This is a genomic window from Bowdeniella nasicola (assembly GCF_900107735.1).
Lineage (GTDB): Bacteria > Actinomycetota > Actinomycetes > Actinomycetales > Actinomycetaceae > Bowdeniella > Bowdeniella massiliensis.
On sequence record NZ_FNQV01000005.1, the window covers coordinates 149,021 to 168,902 of the forward strand.

Annotated in this window: 22 protein-coding genes; 11 read left to right on the forward strand and 11 right to left on the reverse strand. The window is 65.5% G+C overall.

What is annotated here, in order from left to right:
• The first annotated feature begins 8 nt into the window (after positions 1-8).
• The 5 genes from BLU67_RS05170 to deoC are packed head-to-tail and all read left to right on the forward strand — an operon-like array spanning position 9 to position 3,257.
• The gene (locus tag BLU67_RS05170) at positions 9-428 is read left to right on the forward strand and encodes a cytidine deaminase (RefSeq protein WP_092563150.1); all 420 of its coding nucleotides are present in this window, start codon (positions 9-11) and stop codon (positions 426-428) included.
• The gene (locus tag BLU67_RS05175) at positions 425-1,708 is read left to right on the forward strand and encodes a thymidine phosphorylase (protein WP_092563153.1); all 1,284 of its coding nucleotides are present in this window, start codon (positions 425-427) and stop codon (positions 1,706-1,708) included. Before BLU67_RS05170 ends, BLU67_RS05175 begins: the two co-directional genes overlap by 4 nt.
• A gap of 19 nt (positions 1,709-1,727) precedes the next feature.
• Positions 1,728-1,919, forward strand: coding sequence for a hypothetical protein (locus BLU67_RS05180; protein ID WP_092563156.1), 192 nt, complete (start codon positions 1,728-1,730; stop codon positions 1,917-1,919).
• A complete protein-coding gene (locus BLU67_RS05185; protein ID WP_092563159.1) occupies positions 1,900-2,607 on the forward strand; it encodes a hypothetical protein in 708 nt (235 codons plus the stop codon). The genes BLU67_RS05180 and BLU67_RS05185 overlap by 20 nt, the downstream gene beginning before the upstream one ends.
• Positions 2,604-3,257 (forward strand): deoxyribose-phosphate aldolase, encoded by a 654-nt coding sequence (gene deoC / locus BLU67_RS05190; RefSeq protein ID WP_092563162.1) that lies wholly within the window; start codon positions 2,604-2,606, stop codon positions 3,255-3,257. Before BLU67_RS05185 ends, deoC begins: the two co-directional genes overlap by 4 nt.
• A 698-nt stretch (positions 3,258-3,955) precedes the next feature.
• Here deoC and BLU67_RS05195 read toward each other — a convergent pair.
• The 4 genes from BLU67_RS05195 to BLU67_RS05210 form a co-directional block, all read right to left on the reverse strand.
• Positions 3,956-4,648, reverse strand: coding sequence for an ATP-binding cassette domain-containing protein (locus BLU67_RS05195; protein ID WP_092563165.1), 693 nt, complete (start codon positions 4,646-4,648; stop codon positions 3,956-3,958).
• Positions 4,645-5,409: an ABC transporter ATP-binding protein gene (locus tag BLU67_RS05200; protein ID WP_092563168.1), complete on the reverse strand. Its 765-nt coding sequence runs from the start codon at positions 5,407-5,409 to the stop codon at positions 4,645-4,647. Before BLU67_RS05200 ends, BLU67_RS05195 begins: the two co-directional genes overlap by 4 nt.
• 159 nt (positions 5,410-5,568) lie before the next feature.
• Positions 5,569-7,260: a phospho-sugar mutase gene (locus BLU67_RS05205; protein ID WP_092563171.1), complete on the reverse strand. Its 1,692-nt coding sequence runs from the start codon at positions 7,258-7,260 to the stop codon at positions 5,569-5,571.
• A 3-nt stretch (positions 7,261-7,263) separates the two neighbouring features.
• Positions 7,264-8,094: a purine-nucleoside phosphorylase gene (locus tag BLU67_RS05210; RefSeq protein ID WP_092563174.1), complete on the reverse strand. Its 831-nt coding sequence runs from the start codon at positions 8,092-8,094 to the stop codon at positions 7,264-7,266.
• 101 nt (positions 8,095-8,195) lie between these two features.
• On the opposite strand from BLU67_RS05210, the gene BLU67_RS05215 reads away from it, so the two are divergent.
• The 4 genes from BLU67_RS05215 (at position 8,196) to BLU67_RS05230 (ending at position 11,820) form a co-directional block, all read left to right on the forward strand.
• Positions 8,196-9,692 carry an NAD(P)H-quinone dehydrogenase gene (locus BLU67_RS05215; protein ID WP_261977038.1) on the forward strand — a complete coding sequence of 499 codons (1,497 nt, stop codon included), beginning with the start codon at positions 8,196-8,198 and terminating at the stop codon, positions 9,690-9,692.
• A complete protein-coding gene (gene dapE / locus BLU67_RS05220; RefSeq protein ID WP_092563179.1) occupies positions 9,682-10,818 on the forward strand; it encodes a succinyl-diaminopimelate desuccinylase in 1,137 nt (378 codons plus the stop codon). Before BLU67_RS05215 ends, dapE begins: the two co-directional genes overlap by 11 nt.
• Positions 10,805-11,572, forward strand: a complete 768-nt coding sequence (locus BLU67_RS05225; protein WP_261977039.1) for an LOG family protein — start codon at positions 10,805-10,807, stop codon at positions 11,570-11,572. The genes dapE and BLU67_RS05225 overlap by 14 nt, the downstream gene beginning before the upstream one ends.
• A gap of 80 nt (positions 11,573-11,652) precedes the next feature.
• Positions 11,653-11,820: a DUF3117 domain-containing protein gene (locus BLU67_RS05230; RefSeq protein WP_092563185.1), complete on the forward strand. Its 168-nt coding sequence runs from the start codon at positions 11,653-11,655 to the stop codon at positions 11,818-11,820.
• A gap of 64 nt (positions 11,821-11,884) precedes the next feature.
• Here BLU67_RS05230 and BLU67_RS05235 read toward each other — a convergent pair whose 3' ends face one another.
• Positions 11,885-12,529, reverse strand: coding sequence for an O-methyltransferase (locus BLU67_RS05235; protein ID WP_092563188.1), 645 nt, complete (start codon positions 12,527-12,529; stop codon positions 11,885-11,887).
• 74 nt (positions 12,530-12,603) lie between these two features.
• Here BLU67_RS05235 and BLU67_RS05240 point away from each other — a divergent pair, with 74 nt between their 5' ends.
• Entirely contained in the window at positions 12,604-13,848 is a 1,245-nt protein-coding gene (locus BLU67_RS05240; RefSeq protein WP_092563192.1) for a S1C family serine protease, read from the forward strand.
• Between the two features lie 15 nt (positions 13,849-13,863).
• On the opposite strand, the gene BLU67_RS05245 is transcribed toward BLU67_RS05240, so the two are convergent.
• Genes BLU67_RS05245 through BLU67_RS05260 form a run of 4 tightly spaced genes read right to left on the reverse strand, consistent with a single transcriptional unit; the run spans position 13,864 to position 17,262 of the window.
• Complete coding sequence (locus BLU67_RS05245) at positions 13,864-14,304, reverse strand: twin-arginine translocase TatA/TatE family subunit (RefSeq protein ID WP_143027341.1); 441 nt, start codon at positions 14,302-14,304, stop codon at positions 13,864-13,866.
• A 3-nt stretch (positions 14,305-14,307) separates the two neighbouring features.
• Positions 14,308-15,441 (reverse strand): P-loop NTPase, encoded by a 1,134-nt coding sequence (locus BLU67_RS05250; protein WP_092563195.1) that lies wholly within the window; start codon positions 15,439-15,441, stop codon positions 14,308-14,310.
• 26 nt (positions 15,442-15,467) lie between these two features.
• Positions 15,468-15,980 carry a DUF1003 domain-containing protein gene (locus BLU67_RS05255; RefSeq protein ID WP_092563198.1) on the reverse strand — a complete coding sequence of 171 codons (513 nt, stop codon included), beginning with the start codon at positions 15,978-15,980 and terminating at the stop codon, positions 15,468-15,470.
• Complete coding sequence (locus BLU67_RS05260) at positions 15,973-17,262, reverse strand: magnesium transporter MgtE N-terminal domain-containing protein (RefSeq protein WP_092563201.1); 1,290 nt, start codon at positions 17,260-17,262, stop codon at positions 15,973-15,975. The genes BLU67_RS05255 and BLU67_RS05260 overlap by 8 nt, the downstream gene beginning before the upstream one ends.
• Positions 17,263-17,323: 61 nt before the next feature.
• Between BLU67_RS05260 and BLU67_RS05265 the strand changes: the two genes are divergently transcribed.
• A complete protein-coding gene (locus BLU67_RS05265; RefSeq protein WP_176780705.1) occupies positions 17,324-17,908 on the forward strand; it encodes a YflT domain-containing protein in 585 nt (194 codons plus the stop codon).
• Here the strand turns inward: BLU67_RS05265 and BLU67_RS12070 are convergent.
• Both BLU67_RS12070 and BLU67_RS05270 read right to left on the reverse strand, forming a co-directional pair.
• Positions 17,863-18,210 (reverse strand): hypothetical protein, encoded by a 348-nt coding sequence (locus BLU67_RS12070; RefSeq protein ID WP_143027342.1) that lies wholly within the window; start codon positions 18,208-18,210, stop codon positions 17,863-17,865. The two genes, BLU67_RS05265 and BLU67_RS12070, sit on opposite strands and share 46 nt — an antisense overlap.
• A 127-nt stretch (positions 18,211-18,337) precedes the next feature.
• Positions 18,338-19,852 (reverse strand): aminopeptidase P family protein, encoded by a 1,515-nt coding sequence (locus BLU67_RS05270; protein ID WP_092563204.1) that lies wholly within the window; start codon positions 19,850-19,852, stop codon positions 18,338-18,340.
• Positions 19,853-19,882: the final 30 nt, after the last annotated feature.

Below are 19,882 nucleotides of genomic sequence, written 5' to 3' on the forward strand. Positions count from 1 at the left end.
GGAGAACCATGCCCCACACTGAGGCAACATGGGTCGAACTACGCGCCCAAGCGATCGCTGCGATGCGGCGCGCCTACGCGCCATACTCCAACTATCCCGTCGGCGCGGCCGCGCTCGTCGATGACGGCCGCATCGTGACCGGATGCAACGTAGAAAACGCCGCCTATGGCGTGACGTTGTGTGCGGAGTGCGGGCTCGTCTCAGATCTCATCAACACTGGCGGTGGCCGCCTCGTCGCCTTCACCTGCGTGAATGGCAACGAGGAGACCATCGTCCCGTGCGGCCGCTGCCGCCAACTACTGTTCGAACACGGTGGACCCGACCTCCTGGTAAAGATGCCGGGCGGGGTCATGCCGATGAGCGAGGTCCTACCCGAGGCTTTCGGGCCCTGGGACCTGGCAGAAATGAAGAAGAAGGAGACATCATGACCGAACGGTTCGACGTCGTCGACGTCATCCGCACCAAGCGCGACAAGGGGGAGCTCTCCGGCGATCAAATCGACTGGGTGATTGACGCCTACACGCGCGGCGCGGTCGCCGACGAACAGATGGCCGCCCTGAACATGGCGATTTTCCTGAACGGGATGAACCGAGGGGAAATCGCACGCTGGACCGCCGCGATGATCGCCTCGGGCGAGCGGATGGACTTTTCTTCGCTATCGCGACCGACCTCCGATAAGCACTCCACCGGTGGGGTGGGAGACAAGATCACGCTGCCCCTGGCGCCGCTCGTCGCCGTCTTTGATGTTGCCGTCCCACAGCTATCGGGGCGCGGCCTCGGTCATACCGGCGGCACGCTGGACAAGATGGAATCCATTGCCGGGTGGCGAGCCGATCTGTCGAACGAGGAGATCCTCACCCAGCTCGAAGAGGTCGGCGCGGTCATTTGCGCGGCCGGTGCTGGACTCGCGCCGGCGGACAAGAAGCTCTACGCACTGCGCGATATCACCTCCACCGTCGAGGCAATTCCGCTCATCGCCTCCTCAATCATGAGCAAGAAGATTGCCGAGGGCACCGACTCGCTCGTCTTGGATGTCAAGGTGGGCGCAGGTGCGTTCATGAAGGACCTGGACCAGGCCCGCGAGCTTGCACGCACCATGGTGGATCTTGGCACCGATGCGGGAGTGAAGACGACGGCGCTGCTGACCGACATGTCCGTTCCGCTGGGACTGACCGCGGGTAACGCGCTGGAGGTTCGCGAAAGCATCGAGGTGCTGCAGGGCGGCGGCCCGAAGGACGTCGTCGAACTCACGGTCGCGCTCGCGAAGGAGATGCTGGCGTCGGCAGGCAAGGGCGATGTCGATGTCGAAGCCGCGCTCAAGGACGGCCGCGCCATGGACAAGTGGAACGAGATGATCCGCGCCCAGGGCGGCGACCCGGATGCGCCCCTTCCCGTTGCTGAGCACACCGAGGACATCCTGGCCGAGGCCGACGGTGTCATCACCGGTATGGACGCGCTCGATGTCGGTGTCGCCGCGTGGCGTCTGGGTGCCGGCCGAGCCCGCAAGGAAGATCCGGTGCAGGCCGTCGCGGGAGTCGAGATCCACAAGAAGCCCGGCGAGTCGATCGCTAAGGGCGACAAGCTCTTCACGCTGCACACGGCGACCCCGGAGCGCTTTGCGCGCGCCAAGGAGGTGCTGGCGGATGCCGTCGCCATTGGTGAGGCGTACACCGGCCCCGAGTCGATAGTCTTGGACCGTATCGGCTAGTGGACCGGAGGTGAGAGCCATGGCAGATTCGCGAGAGTCCGTCGTGCCGCACAGCGAGGATGAGCAAGAGCACGAGGTCGATGAACGGCCCGTAGCCGAGGAATACCAGCCCGATAACCCGCGGCAGGTATTCGAAGCCGACCCCGCCGACGTGGCAGACCAGGCAACCGAAGAACCAGTCGAGGACGAGGATGCTCGAGACGACGCCTGACCTGAGAGTCTGGCCCGTCGAGCTTGGCGGGCATCGCCTGCGCCAGTGTGATGAGACGAGCTGCGGTAGCGCAGCGCTTGTCATGCTGGCGGCCTCCGGCGATGCCCGGCTCGCCTCCTGGCTAGCTGGCACGGACCTCCCGCCAGAAACCGCGCTGCCCGAAGTACCGTCGTGGGCCATGGCCAATCAGCCACCCGTCGAGCATCGCTTCGAGATCGCGCAACGCCATGTGCGCGGCAAGCTGCGGGGCTGGCCGAGCGCCCTCGGCACCCTGCCCGGCGGTGCGGCCAAGATGGCGCGGTTTCGAAACCTCGACTATGAGGTGACATGGCTGCCCTCGGGGGCCCCGCGCCGTGCGGCGGGTATTCGTAACCTGGTAGGCACCGTCCGCTCGGGGATCCCGTGCCTGCTGTACGTCGGTGGCACTACCTCCGATTCCCTCACCAAGCGCATCCCGCGCCACGTCGTGCTCGCTGTTCCTGCCAAGGATGCACACCACGCCGACACCATCAATCTTTACGAGCCGGATTCGGCCGCCCTGTATCAACTCCCGATCAGCCGGCTCGACGACGATGAGAAGAAAGCGGCCTTTGGCAACTGGTCGCATATTTTCGCCATCGTTGCTCCCAAAGCGACCGAGATTGCTCAATCCTCGCCGTTAGGCGCAGAAAGGACCCGTTTGTCATGACGACCCGTAGCGACATTGCTGCCATCATCGACCACACCCTGCTCAAGCCCGAATCGACCAAGGCCGATGTCGATGCGCTCGTGGAGCAGGGCAAGAAGCTGGGCGTGAAGGCCGTGTGCGTCTCGCCGTCCCAGCTGCCGATCGAAAACCCGGGAGACCTCACCGTCGCGACTGTCGTCGGCTTCCCCTCGGGCGCAGTCAAGACCGAGATCAAGGCCGCCGAGGCCAAGCGCGCCGTCGAGGACGGCGCCGATGAGGTCGATATGGTCGTGAACCTCGGCCAGGTCAAGGCCGGCGAGTTCGACGAGGTAGAACGCGATATCCACGAGGTCAAGCAGGCCTGTGGACACGCGCAGCTGAAGGTCATCATCGAGTCGGCGGCCCTCACTGACGATGAAATCGTCGAGGTGTGTAAGCGGGCAGAGGCCGCGGGAGCGGACTACGTCAAAACCTCCACCGGCTTCCACCCCGCGGGCGGTGCCTCCGAGCACGCCGTGAAGCTCATGAGCGACACCGTGGGCGGGCGCCTCGGCGTCAAGGCCTCCGGCGGCATCCGCACCGGCGAGGCCGCCGTTGCGATGGCTGAGGCCGGCGCTACTCGCCTGGGACTGTCCGCCTCCGAGCAGATCCTGTCCGAGCTCGACGCTTAATCACCAGCGAGCTGGACGCTCGTGTAGACGCCATCGACGTCCAGACGCTCAGCTCGCTGTTGCTTTGGTACCGGGCGTATTCAATGAGCTGAGTCGCGCCGTTATAGTGCCGGGTGCTATCGGCGTCGACTCGAGCTCGTGTCGCGTGCCAAGAAAAGATCGCGCATGAGCGGTCGGCGCTGAGCACGTAGGAGTGAGCGGTGATCAGTGCCCTGCCGGGGATGCGAAAAACCGTGAGCGGCATTCGCATGTGGTAGAAGTCTTCACCAGCCTCCCGCTCGACCAAGGAATGTCGAGAGACGTGACAGCGATCGTCGACGCTCCAGCTTTCCACCTCGCTCACGGCGGCAATGATCGGGAACATGACATCGGGGTCCGGCCCCATAATCCCGGGTCCAACGCCCCAACTATCCAGGGCGTGATAGTCGGTCGGGTGCAGGGCCTGTGGCGTTGCCGCGATATCGAACTGAGGCCCGATCAGCTGCACTAACGGTTCTGGCGTCAAGGGTGAGTCGGACCAGACTGCGAGGCTATCCCCGTCACGTCGATGGGCGACGTACTGCCGAGTCGGGCACTCCGCGACGATCGAGAGGTTGTTGCGATTCCCAACAGGCGACATCATCCGAACCCCACGACGCGATCAACGGCCTTGAGCGTCTCCGGGCGATGGCTGATGACGATGACGGTGCGCGCGCCCTTCAATTCGGCGAGCTGCTGGTAGATCGCGGCCTCCGCGTCCGCGTCGACGGCCGCGGTCGGCTCATCGAGGATCCACGCGTCCCGATCCGACAGCAGGACGCGAGCAGCGCGAGGCGCTGCCACTGGCCGCCGGAGAGCCCCGCGCCGTCCCATTGCGGGCCGAGCTGGGCGTCGATGGCGCCGGGCAGGGGAGCGATATAACTCCACGCCTGGGCGGCACGCAGCGCCGCCTCGATCTGATCATCGCTGTGGCGCAACAGGGGATCGACGAAGCGGCGCACGGTCACTTCGAAGCGCGTGAAGTCCTGAAAGACCATCGCACTGCGGGCACGCCGGCTCGCTGCATCGCTGGCCTGTCCGATCGCGATTGTGCCGGCGTCCGGTTCCAGGATTCCGCCGAGGGGCTTAGCGAACGTCGTCTTGCCGCTGCCGTTCGCGCCAACGAAGGCGACGAACTCGCCGGGTTTGATTCGCATGCTCGCGTCCGTGATCACGGGCGCGTGCGAACCGGGGTAGGTGAAGGTCACGTTGCTAGCAACAAGCGCTTCGGGTCCGCGGCCGGGAGTCTCCGCCTCGCCGGTACGGGCAGAGATATCGGCGGCCAGCGACTCGTACTGCGCAATGATCGGGGCACTGGCCATGAGCTCGCCGTAGGCGGCGCCCGCGCCGCGCGTGACGAGCAGACAGCTCAAGACACCCACGATGCCAGCGCCGAGCGTGCGGACGGCGCGACAATGATGGCGGCGAACGCCCCAGCCGCGAGCACAAAGACCACGAGGCTCGAAATCATTTGAAGGCGGATACCGTAGCGCGGTGCCTTGGCGAAAACATCGAACTCCCTGCCGTACAGGTCTGCGAGTTCATCGTTGAAGGAGTCCCCGTGGCCACCGGACGCGATCTCGGTCGCCGCCGGTTGGAAGTTGACCTGCGCGTGGAGGTATTCCTGGCGGCGATTAATGCCCGCAGCCTCGGGCCAGATCTCGTTTTCGACGCGCGCAAGCCGGGAGTACACGAGAAGGTCGGGCACCATGACGAGTGCGACGAACAGCGAGGCGAGCGGCGAGATCGACCACAGTGAGATGGTCAGGAACACCACGGCAAAGATCGCCGTCATGACCGAATAGAACGAGCTTGCCTGCCACGCTAGGTTGAACGGGACGGCGTCGCGCGCCGCCCGAATCCGTTCGACGCGCCGATTATCGACGGTCTCCGGCGGCGTGAGCCGCGTGATGAGTCGCGTCAGGTCACTCGAATAGGACCGGCGCAAATCCAATTGGCTGAGCTGGACGACATGCCGATTGACGTTCGTGGTTAAGGAGATCACGACGGCGGCGAGCGCCGCCAGGATGATCGGCAGTACCGGCGAAGATCCGGGCTCGAGTGAGGCGATGAGGTACTTCATGACCTCGACCTGCGCGGCAGGCACGAGCGCCGCGATGGTCCCGGAGATCAACGTCCCAGCGGAATAACGAGGGGAGTGTTTCCACGCGTAGGCCACCGCCCGAAACGAGGTCTTCAGCGCAGCAGCGATGGAATTAGGGGGGATCGGAGTGAGACATGACGGGGCTTTCACGAGGGCGCCCCGGCCCTTGGTGGGCCGGGGCGCAGTGAACTAGACGCCGAGGAAGGCAGCGAGATCCGCGCGCACGCGGGCGACTCGCTCGGTTGCCTGATCACGGCTTTGGGCGACGAGCGCGAGGTCCTGATCGGGGACCTTCACGATCGATTCGAGGTAGCACTTGAGCTTCGGCTCTGTGCCAGAGGGACGGACGATGACGCGATCGTTCGCCTCGGTAATGAAGCGCATGCCGTCGGTCGGCGGCAGATCCTTGCTGCCTTCGGACAGGTCCTCAACCGAGACGATGGGCGAGCCTGCGAGCTCGCTGAGGCCGCCACCGCGCAGCTTAGCCATGGCCTCGCCGATGAGGGAGAGGTCCTTGACCCGCACGGTCAGGGGGTTCGTCGCGTGCACGCCGTGACGGGCAGACAGGTAATCGAGCTGGTCCTCAATCGTCAGGCCCTTGTCGGCGAGATCTGAGGCCAGCAGGCACAGCCGCACGGAGGCGGTGATCCCGTCCTTGTCCTTCACGTACTGCGGGTCGCAGCAGTACCCGAGCGCCTCCTCATAGCCGTAGGTCAGCCCGGGAACGCGCGAGATCCACTTAAAACCGGTGAGCGTCTCGACGTAGTTGAGGCCGTGGGAGGACGCGATCTTGCCGAGCATCCGCGAGGAGACGATCGAACACGCGAGCACGCCTTCGCCGCGCAGGGCCGCGAGCGGTGCGACCTGTTCGCCAAGGAGCTGGCCGACCTCGTCGCCGGTGAGCTGGCGCCAGCCGCCGCCGCGCAGCGGGATGGCGGCCGAGCACCGATCGGCGTCCGGGTCGTTGGCGATGATGAGATCGGCGCCGATTTTCTTCGCGAGCGCGAAGGACAGGTCCAGGGCACCGGGCTCTTCCGGGTTCGGGAAGTTCACGGTGGGGAACTCCGGGTCCGGCTCGGCCTGCTCGGCAACGAGGTGGACATCATCGAAGCCCGCACCATTGAGCGCCCGCATGCAGGTCTCGGCGCCCACACCGTGCATGGCGGTGAGGACGACCTTCAACGATCCGGCCCGGCCCTTGGGTACGAGGGAGATGGCACGCTCGATGTAGCGGTCGATGAGATCCTCGCCGATGAGGTGCCAGCCGGAATCCGCCCGCTCGATATCGGCGACGCGCTCGATCCGGGCAATCTCGGCCGCGATCCCGGCGTCATGGGGCTCGACGATCTGCGCGCCCCGGCCGGCCTCATCGACCATGCGACCGCCGAGGTAGACCTTGTAGCCGTTGTCCTGCGGCGGGTTGTGGGAGGCCGTCACCATGACGCCGGCGTCCGCGTCGAGATCGCGCACCGAGAACGCGAGGACCGGCGTGGGTAGGGTGCGAGGCATGAGGTGGGCAATGCCGCCGGACGCGGTCACGATTGCGGCGGTGTCCTCGGCGAACTGCTTGGAGCCGTGGCGCGCGTCGTAACCGATCGTCACGACAAAGCCGTCCCCGATGGAGTTCTTCAGGTAGTTGCACAGTCCCTTGGCCGCGCGGATGACGACCGCGCGGTTCATGCGGTTGGGACCGCCGCCAAGCGCGCCGCGCAGGCCGGCCGTGCCGAATTGCAGCGTGCCGGAAAAACGGTCGGTGAGTTCGGCGGCCGCGCCATCGTCGCCGCCTTTGGCGGCGGCAAGCATATCGGTCAGTTCCTTGGCGGTGATGGGATCCGGATCGTCCTCGATCCAGCTCTGGATGTATCCCTCGTCGTAGCGCATGGGTTAATTCTCCTTGGCCATGGTGGTGACAATATCGGCAAGCAGTCGCGCGATGCGGGGTCCGGCGGCGCGGCCGGCCGCAAGAACTTCTGCGTGATCAAGTGGGGTGGGGGAGATACCCGCCGCGGGGTTGGTGACGAGCGAGATTCCGAGAATCTCCATGCCCGCCTCGCGGGCGGCGATGGCCTCCAGCGCCGTGGACATGCCGACGAGGTCGCCGCCGATGATCTTGGACATCTGGACCTCGGCCGGGGTCTCGTAGTGCGGGCCGCGCCACTGCACGTAGACGCCCTCATCCAGGCTGTCATCGATACCGCGGGCGAGGGCTCGCAGACGCGGCGAATACACATCGGTGAGGTCGACGAAGGTGGCACCCTCCAGCGGCGAGTCCATCGTGAGGTTGATGTGATCAGAGATCAGCACGGGAGTGCCGGGCCCCCATTCGGGCCGCAAACCACCGCAGCCGTTCGTCAGCACGAGCTGGGTGCAGCCCGCAGCGGCCGCCGCGCGGATCCCGTGGGCGACGGCGCGCACGCCGTGGCCCTCGTAGTAGTGGGTACGAGCGCCGAGCACGAGCGCGTGCTTGTCCGAGCCGGCGACCTTGATCGAGGTGATCTTGCCGCCGTGGCCCGCGACCGCTGCCTTGCGGAAGCCCGGGATATCTTCGGCGTCGATCTCAGCGACGGTTTCGCCCAGGAGTTCGGCGGCGCCGCCCCAGCCGGAACCGAGGACGAGGGCAATATCGTGACGAGCCACGCCCGTTGCCTCGGCAAGGGCCCGCGCGGCCTCATCAGCGAGGGAACGCGGGTCAGTTTCAGGTAGTTCGTGAGTCATAGCTTTATTGTTCCACGAAAGTTTTTACTCCTCCTTCGTTAAGACGTTAAACGAGTGTGACCTTGGCACGAGCGCCGCAGACTTTTGCGACAATGAGGAGCGTGACTGTGACATCTGAACAATCGAGCACCGCCCTGCCGCCCGACAGCCCCGCCGGCGCCCAATCATCCGGCTCCTCTCCGGTACGTGCCGGCTCCCGCGTCGTCATCATCGGTGGTGGACCGGGTGGCTACGAAGCCGCCCTCGTGGCACGCCAGCTCGGCGCGGACGTCACCGTCATCGAGGACCGCGGGATGGGCGGCTCTGCCGTCTTGACCGATGTCGTGCCCTCTAAGACGCTCATCGCCACGGCCGAGTGGATGACGCTGACCGAATCGGCGGCCGAACTCGGCATTCACGCCGGCGATGGGGCCCCGAGCGTGGACCTTGACAAGGTCAACGAACGAGTCCGCGCGCTCGCCGCGCAGCAGGAGCGCGATATCGCGGGCCGGCTGGAAAAAGAGGGCATCCGGATCATCAGTGGCCGCGGCCGCTTAGGGCCGGCCACGAGCGCCGGCGGCAGCCGAATCGTCTACGCCGAAACCGGCGAACGCGTCCTCGAGCTCGAAGCCGAGATGGTCCTGATCGCCACGGGCGCGACCCCGCGCGAGCTCGCCGACGCCAAACCCGATGGCGAACGCATCCTCACGTGGAAGCAGCTATATGAGCTGACCGAGCTACCGGAGCATCTCATCGTCGTCGGCTCGGGCGTCACCGGTGCGGAGTTCGCGGGCGCCTACGTCCAGCTCGGCGCGGACGTCACGCTCGTCTCCTCGCGGGTGCGGGTGCTACCGGGCGAGGACGAAGACGCCGCCGAACTCATCGAGACGATCTTTCGCCGCCGCGGCATGAGCGTGCTGTCCGAATCGCGTGCGCAGTCGGTCACGCGTACCGATGACGGCGTGCGCGTCACGCTCGCCGACGGCCGCGAAATCACCGGCTCGCACTGCCTCATGGCGGTGGGCGCGATCCCGAACACCGCCGGCATCGGCCTGGAGGAAGCCGGCGTCAAACTGCGCGATTCCGGTCATATCGAGGTCGACCGGGTCTCGCGCACGACGGCGTTTCGCGTCTATGCGGCCGGTGACTGCACGGGCGTCTACCCGCTGGCTTCCGTCGCCGCGATGCAGGGCCGGATCGCGATGTGGCACGCACTCGGCGATGCCGTCTCGCCCCTGTCACTGACGGCCGTCGCCGCCAATATCTTCACCGCCCCCGAGATCGCGACGATTGGCGTCACCCAGGCCCAGATCGAATCCGGCGAGGTCGATGGTGCGATCACGCGCCTGCCCGTCGCCCGCAACCCGCGCGCGAAGATGCTCGGCATCAAGGAAGGCTTCGTCAAGGTCTTCTCCGACGCCGCCACGGGCGTCGTCATCGGCGCCGTCGTGGTGGCACCGCGCGCCTCCGAACTCATCTTCCCGCTGACGATCGCCGTTACGCAGCGGCTCACCGTCGACGAAGTCGCGAACGCCTTCACCATCTATCCCTCGCTGTCGGGAACACTCGGAGAGGCCGCCCGCACGCTGCATCACGTGGACGAGGACGATGTCTACTAACGCTGCGCGCACCCTGCCCGACCCGGCCACGACCTCACCCGCGGACCTCACCGCGGCGATGGTCGATATCTACTCGGTTTCCGACCACGAAGGTCATCTCGCCGACGAGGTGGAACGCCACCTGCGCGCCTGCGGCCACCTGCACGTCGTGCGCGCCGGCGACGCGATCCTGGCGCGCACGAACGCCGGACGCGGCCGCCGCGTCATCATCGCGGGACACCTCGATACCGTGCCCGTCGCGAACAACATCCCGCACCGCCGTCAGGTCATCGACGGCGAGGACGTCATTTGGGGCCGCGGCAGCGTCGACATGAAATCCGGCTGCGCCGTCCAACTGGCGCTCGCGGTCACGCTGCCAGAGCCCGCCATCGACGTCACGTGGGTGTTTTACGATCACGAAGAAGTCGACACTGACCGCTCGGGCCTCAAACGCCTGCTCGATACCCACCCCGAACTCATGGCGGACGCCGAATTCGGGATCCTCACCGAGCCCACGAGCGCCGCCATCGAAGGCGGCTGCAACGGCACGCTACGTGTGCGCGTCGACGTCACCGGGCGGGCCGCCCATTCGGCGCGGCACTGGCTGGGCAGCAACGCCATTCACCTTGCTGCCCCGGTCCTTGATCGGCTCGCGCGCTACGAGCCGCGCACCGTCACCGTCGATGGCTTGGACTATCGCGAATCGCTGTCGATCGTAAAAATCGAGGGCGGCATCGCCTTCAACGTCATCCCCGATGCCTGCCGGATCTGGATTAACTACCGCTACGCGCCCGATTCCACCAGCGAGCAGGCCTATGGCCGCGTCACAGAGCTCCTCGAAGGCATCGAGGCCAGCGTGAGTCTGGAGGATGCAGCCGACGGCGCCCGCCCGGGCCTAACCTCCGACCTCGCGCAGGATTTCGTCGCGGCAGCCAAGCGGCATGCCGGGGCCAGCGTCGGACCAAAATACGGCTGGACGGACGTGGCGCGCCTGTCGGCGGCGGGCATCCCGGCAGTCAACTTCGGGCCGGGCGATCCGACGCTTGCGCACACCGATGAGGAGAACTGCCCAATTAGCCACATCGAGGCATGCCACGCGGCGCTCCTCGCCTGGCTCCGGCAAGATGGGGCTCATGGCACCACGTAGACGCACCTATCGTAAAGGCCCCGTCATGCTGCGCGGGAGGATGGTCCCCGAGGAAACGACCGACGCCCGACTGCTCGATCCGGCGCAAGATGTCGACTGGCTGCATTCCGACCCGTGGCGGGTCATGCGCATCCAATCGGAGTTCGTCGAAGGCTTCGGCGCGCTCGCGGAGCTGGGCCCCGCAGTCTCGGTCTTCGGCTCGGCTCGCACACCGCAGGGCACGGCCGAATACGAACTCGGCGAAGAAGTCGGACGCCTGCTCGCCGAGCGGGATTATGCCGTCATCACCGGGGGCGGGCCCGGCGTCATGGAGGCCGCCAACAAGGGCGCCTGTGAGGCCGGTGGGCGCAGCGTCGGGCTCGGCATCGAACTACCCTTCGAGCAGGGTCTGAACCAGTGGGTCGACCTCGGCGTCAACTTCCGCTATTTCTTTGCCCGCAAGACGATGTTCGTCAAATACTCCGAAGGCTTCATCGTCCTGCCCGGCGGGTTCGGCACGCTCGATGAACTCTTTGAAGCAGCAACGCTCGTGCAAACGAAGAAGGTCCGCTCCTTCCCGATCGTCCTCGTCGGACGCACCTACTGGGAGGGCCTTGTGACCTGGCTGCGCACCACCATGCAGGCCGAGGGCAAGATCGGGGAGGCCGACCTCGACCGCATCCACCTCGTCGATACCGCCGAGGAGGCCGTGGAGCTGATGACCAATGCGATCGATGAGCTGCGCCACCAGGTTCCCACGACGGATGGAATGTGACGACGCGACTTAGGCGGGCTTGGTTGGCGCGGCGGGGTTAGAATAGAGGCGACAATCACGTTGGTGGAAGGATTTTACGCATGGCCGCCATGAAGCCCCGCACGGGGGAGGGTCCGCTGGAAGTCACGAAAGAAGGCCGTGGCTTAGTCATGAGGGTACCGCTCGAAGGCGGTGGCCGACTCGTCGTCGAAATCTCCCAGCAGGAAGCTCAGGATCTCTACGAGGCGCTCAAGCCCGTCGTCGCCTAAGAGCTACAGCACCGAAAATCCCCCGCCGGGCTCGATGAGCCGGCGGGGGATTCTTCGCGACTAGTTAGCGGGTCGGTGGCCGGTTAATGGCGACGAGTAGCCCGTCGCCAGCGCCCAGCAGCACGGGGGTGAGGCGGTCATCATTACGCACCGAGCGCACGAGCTCGCGCATCCGGACCGTATCCTCATCGCGGCGGGCCGGTTCGGGAACCAGATCGTGCCACAGCGCATTCGCGACGATGAGAATGCCACCGGGGCGCAGCATACGGATCGCGTGCGTGACGTACTCCGGGGTTTCTTCCGGATCCCCGTCAACGAAGACGAGATCGTAAGCGCCACCGGCAAGTCGCGGGAGGACATCGAGCGCCCGGCCCCCGATGAGACGGGCCTGGGCGGGCTTTACCTTCATCGCGGTAAGAACCTCGCGAGCAGCCGCTTGGTATTCGGGCTCGACATCGATTGAGGTCAGCACGCCGTCCGCATCCATCCCGGACAGCAGCCACGCGGCAGAGGTTCCGGTTCCCGTACCGATCTCGGCAACCGAGTGGGCGGCGGTCGCGGCCGCCAGCGCGCGCAGCGTGGCGCCGACGCCGATGGTTACCGGGCTGACGCCAAATTCCTCGGCGAGTACCCGCGCGCGAGCTGGCCCCTCGGGTTCGGGGATATAGCTTTCCGTAAATGCCCAACTTAGGGTCTTATCGCCAGTAATGGTGAACCTCCAGACTCGCCGTTAACCAAAGTGTATCGAAAAGGGGGTCGGCGGCATGCCCTAAGGTAAGTGCTATGACACAGCCGCCGTCCTTCGCCTCGCCGAGTCCGCCCGGCGCGTACGAGACCGCGCCCATGACCTACCAACAAAGCGCGAGCCAGGCGCGCGCACCGCAGGTCTATCCGGAGCCGCCGCGGCGGCGGAAACAGCGGCGCCAGGGAGCCCCGGTCGCGTTCTGGCTGATGGCCATCATTCTTGCCTTTGCTCTCGGGCTCGTCACGGGCGGCATCGCCGCACGAGAGTATTTCGGGCTGGGAGACCGGGCCCTGCCTAGCGTTCCCACTTCTCGGCAGGGCAGCGAACTCCCGCCTTCGGTGACCGCGGCACAATCGGATGTCGGCAAGGTCGCCAAGTCGGTCCTTAATTCGACGGTCTACATCGAGGCCTATACCGGTAACGAGGGGGGCTCCGGTACCGGCTTCATCTACCGGTCGGACGGCACCATCGTGACGAACGCTCACGTTATTGCTCCCACGGGCTCGGTTGCCTCCGACATTACGGTCACCACTCCGGAGGGAGATCGCCTCCCCGCCAAGGTGGTGGGCCTGACATCCGAGTACGACATCGCCGTCATCACGATTGACGCCAGTGACCTCACAGCCCTGCCGCTTGCCGATTCTTCGACGATCGCGGTCGGCGATGAAGTTGTCGCCGTGGGAGCTCCGCTCGGCCTCACGGGAACGGTCACAACAGGCATTGTTTCCGCCACCGATCGGCCGGTGCGCAGCGGCGATGCGGAGACGACGTCGTTCATTAATGCGGTGCAAACGGATGCGGCCATCAATCCTGGAAACTCCGGCGGACCGCTCGTGAACATGGCCGGCCAAATGGTTGGGCTGAACTCGGCGATCGCGCAGCCTGTGGGTAACAGCCAGCAGGGGGTCGGGTCGATCGGCCTCGGATTCGCGATTCCTTCGAGCCAAGTCGCACGTACGGCCGACGAGATTCTCGACAAGGGCTATGCGACCTACCCGATCATGGGGATCATGGTCGATATGTCCGATCGCCGGGTCGGAGCCCGCATTCTCGATGATGCCGAAAATTCTCCCGGCATCGTCGCCGGCGGCCCTGCCGAAGCATCCGGATTACGAGCGGGCGACCGCATCGTCACGGTGAACGGGAAGCGGATCGGCTCACCAACCGAGTTCATCGTCTACCTGCGCTCCTTGCAGCCTGGCCAGACCATCTCGGTCATCGCCGATCGCAATGGCGAGCAGGTCAAGGCCGAAGTCACCTTGGATGAGGCGCGCGCGAAGTAACGTCTGGACGTCGAGTTACGTTGCCTCGTCATCGAAGGCGCCCGGCTCGCCCGGAGTGAACTGGTAGGGATTGCGGCGAGCGGCTCCTGGCGACATCGCCACCGGAGTGGCAGCCGCGAGTGGGGTCGCGGGGCTCGCGGGCATTCCGGGGGCCTCGCGTACCGGTGGTGCGAGGGCCGTAGGCGCGGCGGTTACCGGCGGCGGATCGTCGCGCAGCGCATCCCGTACGATCCGGCGCGGATCGTATTGCCGGGGATCCAGGCTCTTCAGATCGAGGTCGTTGAGATCCGGGCCGAGCTCCTCTTTGACACGGTCTTTCGCCTGCGTCGTAAAATCCTTCGCCTGGCGCACAAAACGACCGAACTGCGCGGCCGCTTTGGGCATGTTCTCTGGACCGATAACGATCAGAGCGATGACGATGATGATGAGGAGCTCAGCCCCGGAAAACGGCCCCATGAGCTACCTCGGGGATAAACCCAACGAGCGTCCGGCAAGACCGCGGGCGCGGTGGCCCAGGGAGTGCGCGAGCTCGGTCATGGCTTGCGCAGCCGGTGATTCCGGATGGGCGAGAACGATCGGCGTGCCGGTATCGCCGCCATCAGCGACGCCCGAATCGATGGGGACCTGTGCCTTGAGTTCGACGGGGTAACCGAGGATCGTCGTGAGGCGCTCGGCGACGGTCTGGCCGCCGCCGGAGCCGAAGAGCTCCAGACGCGAGCCATCGGCTTGCTCCAGCCAGCTCATGTTTTCCACGACCCCTACGACGTGCTGGCGCGTCTGACCCGCGATTGAGCCGGCCCGTTCAGCAACCTCCGCTGCCGCGGCCTGCGGGGTCGTGATGACGACGATCTCCGCATTGGGCAGGAGCTGGCCAACGCTAATCGCGACGTCTCCCGTGCCGGGCGGCAGGTCGAGCAGCAGGACATCGAGATCACCCCAGTAGACGTCCCCGAGGAACTGCTGGACCGCACGGTGCAGCATCGGTCCGCGCCACACGACGGCGGTGTTGTCAGGCACAAACATGCCGATCGAAATGACCTTCACCCCGTTGGCGATGGGCGGCACGATCATGTCATCGATCTTTTGCGGCGCGTGCGTGACGCCGAGCATGCGCGGGATGGAAAAGCCGTAAATGTCGGCATCGACGACTCCGACCTTCAGGCCTTGCGCGGCCATCGCGGCAGCGAGGTTCGCGGTCACGGACGACTTACCAACCCCGCCCTTACCGGAAGTGATGGCATAGACGCGGGTGAGGTTACCGGGCTTGGTGAAGGGAATCTCGGGCTCGGGAACGCCGCCGCGCAGCTTGGTGCGCAGCTCCTTTTTTTGCTCCTCGCTCATGACGCCCATTTCGACCTTGCAGCTCGTTGCGCCCTCGACCTTGCGCACGGCCTCGGTCACGTCGCCGGTGATCGTGTCCTTCAGCGGACAACCGGCCGTCGTCAGATCAATGCCGACAGTGACATTGCCGGCGTCGTCAACCTCAACGGAGCGCACCATCCCGAGATCGGTGATGGGTTTTTTGATTTCCGGATCGAGGACCGTATCGAGTTGGGCGGTGATGGCTTCTATCGACGGGGGAGCTACAGTCATACCCTCCATGCTACGTGGCTTTTCACCTACCGTTCGCGCTCGGCTAACTCCTCGTCCTCTTCCTCGCGGCTGGCCTGGAGCTCTTCCAGCATGTCGCGAATCTCGGAGCGGACGAAGTCGCGGGTTGCAACATCTTGGAGTGCCAGACGTAGGGCGGCGAGCTCGCGGGCGACGTATTCCGTGTCAGCGAGATTTCGCTCCGCGCGCTGCCGATCCTGCTCGGCGGTCACGCGGTCGCGGTCGTCCTGACGGTTTTGCGCAAGCAGGATAAGGGGCGCGGCGTAGGACGCCTGTAGCGAGAGCATGAGGGTCAGCGTCGTAAAGCCCAGTTCCACCTTGTCAAAGCGCAAGTTTTCCGGCCCCCAGGTATTCCACACGAGCCAACCGAAGACGAAGACGGAGAGCCACACGAGGAATTGCGGGGTGCCGGTAAAGCGCGCGATCGCTTCGGCGACGCGGCCGACGCCCTCGGATTCCAGGTCGACCTTGGGAACCCAGGATTTGCGGGTGGTTAGCGGGGTGTCGAGACGATCAGCCATCAGCCCACCTATCCATCTCGTCATCGGTTTGCGTTTCGTCCGCATCGCGCCAGTCCTCGGGCAGGAGGTGATCGAGGACGTCGTCGACGCTGACCGCGCCCAGGAGGCGCCCCGCCTCGTCGACGACGGGCATCGCGGTGAGGTTATAGGTTGCGAGCAGGCGCGTGATCGTGCCGATCGTGTCGGTTACGTCCAGGGGCTCGACCGAGGTATCGAGGATCGTGCCGACGAGTGTCTGTGGCGGTTCGCGCAGGGCCCGCTGGATGTGGACGACGCCGAGAAGCTTGCCGGTCGGCACCTCCAGCGGCGGGCGCACGATATAGGCCATGGCCGCCAGCGCGGGCGGCACGTCCTGGCGACGCACGTGCGCGAGCAGTCCCGCGACGGTCGCGTCGGGCGGCAGGATTACGGGCTCGGTCGTCATGAGGCCACCCGCGGTGTGTTCCTCGTAGGCGAGCAGGCGGCGCACGTCCGCCGCTTCCTCGGGCTCCATGAGCTCCAGCAGTTCGGCCGCGATATCGGTTGGCAGCTCCGAGACGAGGTCCGCGGCATCGTCGGGCTGCATTACATCGAGCACATCGGCGGCGCGGCGCGGTTCCAGGGCCTGAACGATGCTAACCCGGTACTCTTCGCCCAGCTCCTCGAGCACGTCGGCGAGCGCGTCATCGGACATTTCGTGAGCAACCTCGATGCGTCGCTCCTCGGGCAGATCGCGCACGAGGTCGGCGATATCGGCCGGCTTCAGGCCCGCAAAGGACGCGAGCAGGCTGGCCGCTCCTTGCCGCGCGAGCTGGTCTTCCAGCCCGGTGATTTCATTGGGGGCGACGACGACGGAGTGGCCGCGTCGGAACAGCCCGATCGTGTTTTTTCGCACGACGGCGAGCGCGCTGACATGCCAGTCGCCATTGCGCTGCTGCTCGATCGCGACGTCCTTGACGATCGCCTCGCCGCTGCCGTCGCGGAAGGTGACCGAACGTTCAAAGAGCTCACCGGCAACGAGCGTTTCGACGCTGCGCAGTTGGAAACGACGAATGTTGAGCAGGCCGGTCGTGATAACGGCGCCCGCAGAAATCGAGGTGACGCGCGTGAGCGGCACGAATACCCGACGCCGGCCGGTGACCTCAACGACGAGGCCGATCGCCCGCGGCAAACTTCGCGCATCAAAGATCACGACGACGTCATGGACACGGCCCACCTGGTCCCCGAGGGGATCAAAGACGGCCGTACCAACGAGGCGCGCGACGAAGACGCGTTGCTGAGTGGAAACGGGCGAGGCAGTCACGTCTTTAGGCTAATCGAGAACCACCGCGCGCGGGATCCTCGCAGCGCGAGATAATGGCCGCATGCGTACCGTACCCCCGTCCCGGATGGTGACCCCCTCGATCCCGCAAGGCATCGAGCTGGCCTCCTTTGATTCCTACCTGAAGGCCCAGGAAGCTGTCGACGCCCTGTCGGATGCCGAATTCCCGGTCCAGCACACCTCAATCATCGGCACGAACCTGAAGATGGTCGAGCGAATTATTGGCCGCCTCACCCTGACACGCGCCTCGATGGCGGGCGCCGGCACGGGCGCCTGGCTCGGTTTGATGTATGGCATCCTCATGTGGATCGTGCTTCCGGACGGGGCCGTTGCCGCGTTGGCGGCGGGCCTGCTCGTCGGCATCATCATGGGCGCCCTCTTCGGTGCCGTCTCCTACATGTTCACTCAGGGCAAGCGCGACTTCACGTCCTCCTCGCAGGTCGTCGCTGCCCACTATGCGGTGATTTGCGAGCCCGAGCATGCAAACGCGGCCCGCGAGATCCTGGCCAAGGCCGGAATCCGGGCGGCAACGCCAAACCAGTCGGCGCCGTCGCCCGAGGCGGATTTGTCCACCCCGCCGCGCTATGGAGTGCGGCTCGATGAAGACGGCAACCCGATCGATTCCTGATCCACGGGGGTCGCAGGCTCATTGGCGCGCGTCCGCACGACGCTCCCTGCCAGGAGCGAGAACGCCAGGGGCACCGCGAGGGTGAGCCAGCCGTCGCGCTCGGCGAACAACAACGTGACGAGGTAACCGAGCATTGCAGCCGCCGCGAAGACCAAGCCGAGGTAGGTGACCGGCACGTAGGGGCGATAAGACTGCGTGATTCGCGCGGCCTCACCGACGCCTAGGCTTATGGCCGCACCCATTAGTGCCACGACGGCCAGGGCGCGTTGTGAAACGGCGTGGGCAGATGCTGCACGAACCACACGCCAATGGCGTAACTCGAGGGAATCCAGAGCGCAGCGGCTGCAATCCGAATCCGTGGCGGTGTCATCATTGTTCTGCCGCCCTATTTTGGACAAGTCTGACGCTGATGACCCGCCACGTGGGCGATCAGCTGGCCAGAACCTTCGCCATCCAGGCCTCGACGTCATCGGCCGTGCGCGGGATGTCCTCCGACAGCCGGATCGCGCGGTGGTCCTCGGTAATGATGATGTCGTCCTCGATGCGCACGCCGATACCGCGGTATTCCTCGGGAACGGCGAGATCATCCGCATGGAAGTACAGTCCCGGCTCGATCGTGTAGCACATGCCCGGCTGCAATTCGGCATCCAGGTACATGTCCTTTCGGGCCTGCGCGCAGTCGTGCACGTCAATCCCGAGGTGGTGGCTCGTGCCGTGGACCATCCAGCGGCGGTGCAGCTGGCAATCCGGCTGCAGCGACTCTTCGGCGGTCACGGGCAGGATTCCCATGTCTTCGAGTTCGTGGGCGATGACTTCCATCGCGGCGGCGTGCACGTCACGGAACTTCACGCCGGTGCCGTGGGATGCCTCAAGCGCGGCCTCGCAGGCCTTTAAGACGGCGTCGTAGACGCGGCGCTGGGCGGGCGAGAATGTGCCGCTGATGGGCAGGGTGCGCGTGATGTCTGCGGTGTAGAGGGAGTCGATTTCAATGCCAGCGTCGATCAAGACGAGCTCGCCCTCGTTGACCTTGCCGGTGTTGGCCGTCCAGTGCAGCGTGTTGGCATTGTTACCGGCGGCGGCGATGGTGTCGTAGCCAACGGTGTTGCCTTCCTCGCGGGCCTTTGCACCAAAGGCGCCCTCGAGAACGCGCTCGCCGCGGTGGTGGGTCGTAGCCCGCGGCAGGGAACGGATCATGTCCTCAAAACCCTCGGCCGTCGCGGCCACGGCGAGCTTCATCTGCTCGATTTCCCATGCGTCCTTGATGAGGCGGGCTTCGGATAGTGCCTCTGCCAAGGCCTCATCGACCTCGCTTGCGACCTGTTGGCTGACCTCAGAACGGATCTCGCTGACCATGGTGCTCACTTGGTCGCTGGCGCCCGGAACGATCCGAATCTGGACCTGGCCGGCGTCCTTGGACAGCGCATCCTTCAGCTCATCGATATGGGCCGTGCGCACACCGGTTGCTGCCTGAATGTATTCGAGGGTGGGCCGGGCGCCGACCCAAAACTCGCCGTAGCGCGAATCAGCGAAGAACTGGTCGGTGTCACGCGATGCGCAGGGGTGGAAGTAAATCGTGGCGTCGTGCTCGCCGTCGTCGTTAGGGTCAAGCACGAGGACGGCGTCCGGTTCGAAGTCCGTGCCCGTGCCGAGCATGTGCGCGAAGGCCGAGTGCGGTCGGAAGGGGTAGTCGGTGTCATTGGATCGCACCTGGAGCCCGCCGGCGGGGATGACGAGCCGGTCCCCGGTGAACTTCTTGGAGATCGCCTCCCGGCGCAGCTTCGCGTAGGGGGCGGAATCGTTCGGTTCGGGCAACGTCGTATCGCGCGGCGCCCAGTGCTGGGTCATGAAGTCCCGAAAACGGTCGGAGGTGGGGCGTTGGGAACGGTTCGAGCCGCGGTCATCGAGTGCTTGAGAGGTATCGTCGGTGCGGTTATCCGTAGTCATAGCCCCAATTGTGCACTACCTGCAATACTG